At 44.2% G+C, this 6,187-nt stretch carries 3 protein-coding genes; 1 reads left to right on the plus strand and 2 read right to left on the minus strand.

The features are described 5' to 3' along the window. Positions 1–3 precede the first annotated feature (3 nt). The gene (locus tag CWC03_RS02485; RefSeq protein WP_138580438.1) at positions 4–3,462 is read right to left on the minus strand and encodes a PAS domain-containing hybrid sensor histidine kinase/response regulator; all 3,459 of its coding nucleotides are present in this window, start codon (positions 3,460–3,462) and stop codon (positions 4–6) included. Positions 3,463–3,628: 166 nt separating this feature from the next. Here CWC03_RS02485 and CWC03_RS02490 point away from each other — a divergent pair, with 166 nt between their 5' ends. Continuing rightward, positions 3,629–3,841 carry a hypothetical protein gene (locus tag CWC03_RS02490; protein ID WP_138580439.1) on the plus strand — a complete coding sequence of 71 codons (213 nt, stop codon included), beginning with the start codon at positions 3,629–3,631 and terminating at the stop codon, positions 3,839–3,841. Positions 3,842–3,847: 6 nt separating this feature from the next. On the opposite strand, the gene CWC03_RS02495 is transcribed toward CWC03_RS02490, so the two are convergent. After that, positions 3,848–5,800, minus strand: a complete 1,953-nt coding sequence (locus CWC03_RS02495; RefSeq protein WP_138580440.1) for a HAMP domain-containing methyl-accepting chemotaxis protein — start codon at positions 5,798–5,800, stop codon at positions 3,848–3,850. Positions 5,801–6,187 lie beyond the last annotated feature (387 nt).

A 6,187-nucleotide genomic window follows, 5' to 3' on the forward strand; every position in this document is an offset into this window, starting at 1 on the left:
CAACTAGATTAGTCGCTTAATCATGCGCTTTAGGGCTGGTGTTTTAAGTGGTTTATAGAGTAATGGGATCCCTGCATCACTCACTCGCTCTCGGATGGCCTCGTCATGGTTAGCTGTGTTAATAATGATTGGCATATCATCAAGCGCAAGCGCTGCTATCACCTCAAGACCAGTAACACCATGATCAAGCTGATAATCCGCGATCAGCATATCTGCCCGACTCGTTGCTTGCAGTGCACTAAGCTCTGCTTCATCTCGCGCTACGGCCACCTTACACCCCCAACTTAGCAATACTTGTGATAGTGCATCCAGTGCGTTGGCATCATTATCGAGCAACCAAATAGACAGACCCGATAATTGCGAATCACCGCTGAGCTTGTCAGCGGTTACTTCAGCCTTTTTATCCGTCTGCACCCCAAGGCTTGGCAATGTTAAGGTAAATTGTGTGCCTTTATTAAGTTGTGAGCCGAGGGTGATGGGAATTTCCAACACTTCGCATATCCGTTTACTGATCGCAAGTCCGAGTCCTAACCCCTGCGCTAGCTCTTTACTATGGAGCTGTTTGAACTCTTGAAATATCGCGTCCTGATCTTGCTTTGCAATACCCACGCCAGTGTCTTCAACAATGATAGAAACACTCTCCCCCTGACATTCAGCGATAAGCCTTACCGTACCAGACTCAGTGTAACGGATAGCGTTACTCAGTAAATTTCCTAATACCCTTTTTAGCAGTGCTTTATCAGTGTAGAGCATGGCATCACAAACCCGCACAGCAAACGCTAATCCTTTGTCTTTTGCTACCGCCCCATATTCATTTTCCAATGGTTCCAACAGTGACGATAACGCAAAGCGCGAGCGATTAACCTTAAATGCACCAGCTTCTAATTTCGTTAGCTCAAGAATACTCGACAACAACTCTTCAGCACTAGCCAATGAGCTTTTGATGCTTTGCGAAAGCTCAGCTAGTTCAGTCCCTTGGGCCTTTTCACTCATTAATGAGCAAAACAGGCTCGCTGCGTTAAATGGCTGTAACAGGTCATGACTTGCTGCGGCGAAAAAACGGGTTTTACTCTCCGTTGCATGTTCCGCTTGGCGTTTCGCAAAAGATAAAGCACGGTTGGCGTCTATCAAGTCTTTGGTCCTCGCCGCGACCGTTTCTTCTAGATTTACATTAGCTTGCTCTAGTAAGGATTGTTGTTTTACAAACTCGGTGATATCCGTATAGGTCGTTACAAATCCACCTCCAGGCAATGGGTTACCTTGCATTTCAAACACTCGGCCATCGTGATGCTCGCGGCGGTAGCGATACGCATTGCCTCGTCGTAAATGTGATAGACGCTTCTCTACTTGCTGCTCGACATCAGCATCACCAAATAGTCCACGCTGCGCATTGTAACGAATAAGCTCAGCCACAGGACGCCCAATAAACAGCGCATTATCTGGATAATTAAACATTTCTGCGTAGCGCTGGTTCCAAGCGACCAATTGCAGTTGACTATCCACTACACTTATCCCCTGACTGACGTTTTCTATCGTCGACTGTAGTAAATCGCGATTAAAACGTAGCACCTGTGACGCTTCATCGACAAATTCTGCAACTTGCTCTAAAGGTTGGCGTTTTTCATCTTTGGCGACATCTAAAATCAGTTTCGCAGATGCCCCGCCAACGAGGGTCGACATCTCCCGCTCGATCATATTTTCAACTTGCAATGGCGCTGGCAACTTCCAGTTTGCAGGCTCTTTAGGGAAATGAAGTTCTACAAGCTGCTGCGCACGCGCTTGTTCGCTAAAGCGCTGCAGCAATGTTGCCAAATCCTGGTAACTCAATACCGTGTTAGCGGACTGTGCAGATTTGGACGGCATTACAAATTTATTGCTTTGTAACCGCTCAGCAAGACGTGCGGATGAAATAAACGGCACCAGCAAATAAACCAGCAGATTTGCACTTAAAGAGATCAGGACGGACTGGCTCGTACTATCTAACCCCAAACCCAAAAAGTCTAAAGGCGCTAACCATAGGATATTCATAGGTCCCGCGCTCAGCCAGTGACTTTCGAAGTTAAAGCCACTGATCAAGCTCGGTAATAACAGCGTGTAAAACCAAATAGCAAAACCCGTCACAATCCCCAATTGCGCGCCTAAACATGAAGCCCCTCGCCACCATAAACCAACCACCATTGCAGGCGCAAACTGCGCAACCAAGGCAAATGACATGAGTCCCATATTGGCCAACGTGTTGCCCTCAGCCAGCACTCGATGACTGGCGTAACTCAATAATAAAATGCCAACAATAACCACCCGTCGAGCATTGAGTAAATTAAACTTAGATAAGCCCCGGTGACTAGAATTTAACTGCGAGCGGCGCAACAAAAATTGATTGATAAAGTCGTTGGTGATCATAATAGATAGCACGATGGCTGAGACTATTACCATGCTCGTCGCAGCAGAAAACCCACCCAGAAAGGCTGTCAAAGCAACTAGAGGCGCATCAGAACCCAGTGGTAAGGCGAGCACAAACGTATCGTAGCCAACATCTTGACCATTAAAATACACCAGTCCGGCGTAGGCGATTGGCAAAATAAACAAATTAATTAGCAACAAATAAACAGGAAATAACCAGCGTGCGGTCTTAAATTGGTTTTGTTCATCATATTCAATAAAAGAGGTATGGAACTGCCTCGGCAAACACAGCGTTGCCAATACCCCTAAGAGAACATGGACTAAATAAACATAGGTTGGGCTAGCAGTTGCCTCTATTTGCTTGGTAATTCCCTGCTGATCCGCCTGGCTAAATAAGTGAGTGGGCGATTCAAAGAGTACAAAACAGACGTAGACACCAACGGCAATAAACGCTAGCAACTTAATTAATGACTCAAAGGCGATTGCAGTCATCAACCCTGGGTTATGCTCACTGGGTCTCAGCCTACGCGTGCCAAATAAAATTGCGAATAGAGCTAACAGCAAGGTGATATAAAAAGTACTATCCTGCCAAAACGCGACACTCACCCGCTGGGTGTCGCTTGTCAGCATACCGATACTGGCGCTGGTGGCATTAAGCTGAAGTGCAATATAGGGTACAACTGCAATGACAGAGATCAGAGAAATGAGCCCAGACAAACTAGAAGAATTACCGTAACGCGTGGCAATAAAGTCCGCCATGGAAGTGAGCTGCTGCTGGCGGCATATTTCGGCAATGCGAGTGTAGACTTGCCAACCAAATATAAACAGTAAAATCGTGCCAACATAAGTTGGGGCAAGCCACCAGCCATTATTTGCCGCTTGCGCGGTAGTACCAAAAAACGCCCAAGAGGTGCAATACACCCCAAGTGACAAGGCATAGGTAACTTGCTTGGCATGATAAGATCTAAATTTTGTACTCGCCCTATCAGCGCCCCATGCAATGGTAAATAAAAGCGCTAAATACAGCAGCGCAATAAGACTTATCAGCCCGATAGAAAACATAACTGTGATGATTTTTTATTGTTTGCTCTAGCATAACGGCTGTACTGTAAAAAGACAGCACACTTTAGTGCTATCCCTTCCGGACCTATGAATTTTTTGCAATTGACTAATGGTTACTTTTAAAACAAAAATATTCACCTAACGTTAACAAAAAAGGAAATTGACAATGCAATTTAAATTAAACAAAAAACGTCTTAAGAACCTATCAGACATTAACACGCAGCTATCTCCTCGACATACTCCACTGATAAATGGTGGAACGGGTTCATGGCCAACTCCAGCAACCACATCGATTAGAGAAAGGACATGTGGTTCTGATATAGCTTGCCAAACCTTGCCGGCGTTAATGTGTCAGCTAGACTATAGCCGAATTTGCTAACAGTACTTATAACCTAAAACTGCTCACCGACTTATCTAGTGCGCGGGATAAAGACAACAGCGATAACGCTTCATCTGACGCGCGCTCGGCTCCCGTTGCAGTCTCTTGTGCAGTTTCACTGATTTCTGTCACACTTTGCGAAAGCTGCTGTGTAACCGTGTTTTGCTCCTCAGAAGCACTGGCTATTTGTAGATTCATATCTTTAATCGTGCTCACAGATGAAGAAATCGCTTGTAACACTTCATCCGTTTTCGCTGACTTGTCCGCTGTATCTTTCGCGTCTTTCACGTTTTCTCGCATCATGCCAACAGAGCGCTTCGCTTCATTTTGCAATTTAGAGATCATCTCTTGAATTTCGTCCGTACTCTTTTGGGTGCGACTAGCAAGACTTCTCACCTCATCGGCCACTACGGCAAAACCTCGCCCTTGTTCACCAGCCCTTGCAGCTTCAATTGCTGCATTGAGCGCCAACAGATTAGTTTGCTCCGCGATACCCCTGATGACATCCAAAATAGAACCAACCGATTCTGTTTCTTGTTCAAGATTCTCAATGGTTTTGCTAACATTTTCTATCTTACCAACTAGACCTTCCATAGCTTGCTGTGTTGCAACGACAACTTGAACACCTGAATTAGATTGAGAATCCGCATCGGTGGCGGCGTCTGCTGCGAGTTGAGCACTTTGGGTTATTTCAGCAATCGTGGCAGCCATTTCATTCATCGAAACAGCACTATGACTGAGTTGCTCCATTTGGTTGTCCGCCCCTTGTTTGGACTGGGCAGTGATAGCACTAAGTGTTTCCGACGAGGAAGATAATGCATGCGTGGAGCTTTGAATTTCTGCAATGATGGCTTTGAGTTTGTCAGCCATATTACGCATCGCCAAATAAATACCACTGACCGACTCTCCCCTGTCAAATTGAATAGTAAGGTCTCCACTGGCAATCCTTGATGCCACTTCTGCAATTTCTTTTGGCTCTCCGCCAATCGGAGTTTTAATTAAACGCGTAATATACCAGCTTAAAAAACACCCTAGCAGGATCACAATACATGCGACAACAATAATCGTGCTCACTGTGTTTTCACTTTGCGCTTGAGCAACTGGCCCCAGTTCGTCTTGCTTGTCTTTAATCGACTCTTTAATGCGCCCTAAATAGTCCGCAATACTTTGACCATTTTTGTTAAGTGAGCCGGCTATTAACTGGTTCCTCTCAGTGATAATTCGCTGAACTTCGTTTACCCCCTGAGAGTAACGCTCACCCAGTGACCCTGTACTTGCAAGCAGCCGTTTGGATACGTCGTCGGTAAACTCTGACTTAGATTGGTTTAGTAGATCCTTCTCTTGCTTAAGTTCTTTCATTGCTCTTTCATAGTCTTCAGGCAGGTTACTCACTAAGAATTTACTGACAAATAATCGCCCTAATAACAGCTTTTCTTGCATATGAGCCGCAATATCCAACCCTTTAAAATCATTACGTTCGACACTTAAATCCATCAGCTGAGTAACATTTTTGCGCATTTGAGGGCCTATTTGATCCAGTGTATTGTTAACCACTGAATCTCTGCGACGGTAAAGCGTTAGGATTTGTTTAAAGTTAGCTTCATATTCAGTTAAAGCCTCCTCACTTTTCTCTACTAGCGAGACTAATTCAGGTGTAGTTAGGACCTTTCTAGCTGCAAGGAAGTCTTTATGTAATTGCTCAGTTTTTTGTTCAAATTGGCGTACATCTTCTTGAGACTGTTGTTTGAGAAAATTTAAGACATTGACTCTGGTTGACAACAAGTTTGCCTCCAAACTACTTGCAAGATTACTTGCCCTAGCTAAACTCCGGTATTCGACAAAATTACTAAAACCACCGCTCAACCCAACATAAGCCACTCCAGAGAGCATGATCATTAGAGCAATCATGATTCCAAATGAAACCGATAATTGCTGACTTAACTTTAACTTTGTAAGCATATAACAACCCTAAACATCGTATTCACGGATAGACTAGTAGCCACTCGAGCAGACGCTACTTGTATTTAATACAATAATCATTGACGTGAATCATCATTTAGTAAAGGTATGTACCGATTAAAAAGCAACTTAGGGGAACGCCGATATATCGCGCTTATTGCATTTAAAAGGAGCAGTGATTTGTTAATAGTTAATATTAGTTAGATCGGGTGGTTAACCTGACGCTCGATAGCTATTTATAAAAATTATCCAGAAACGCAAAAGCCCCAGCTGATGCCGGGGCTTTATAAAAGTCTAATTTAGTTAAAAACTAAAATTAAGCTTTCTTAGGACGTTCAATCACGTCAACTAGCGACAAAAGAAATTAAGAGCAGAAAGGTGAACTCC

It is taken from the genome of Pseudoalteromonas sp. S2755 (assembly GCF_005886535.1).
In the GTDB taxonomy this organism is placed as follows: domain Bacteria; phylum Pseudomonadota; class Gammaproteobacteria; order Enterobacterales; family Alteromonadaceae; genus Pseudoalteromonas.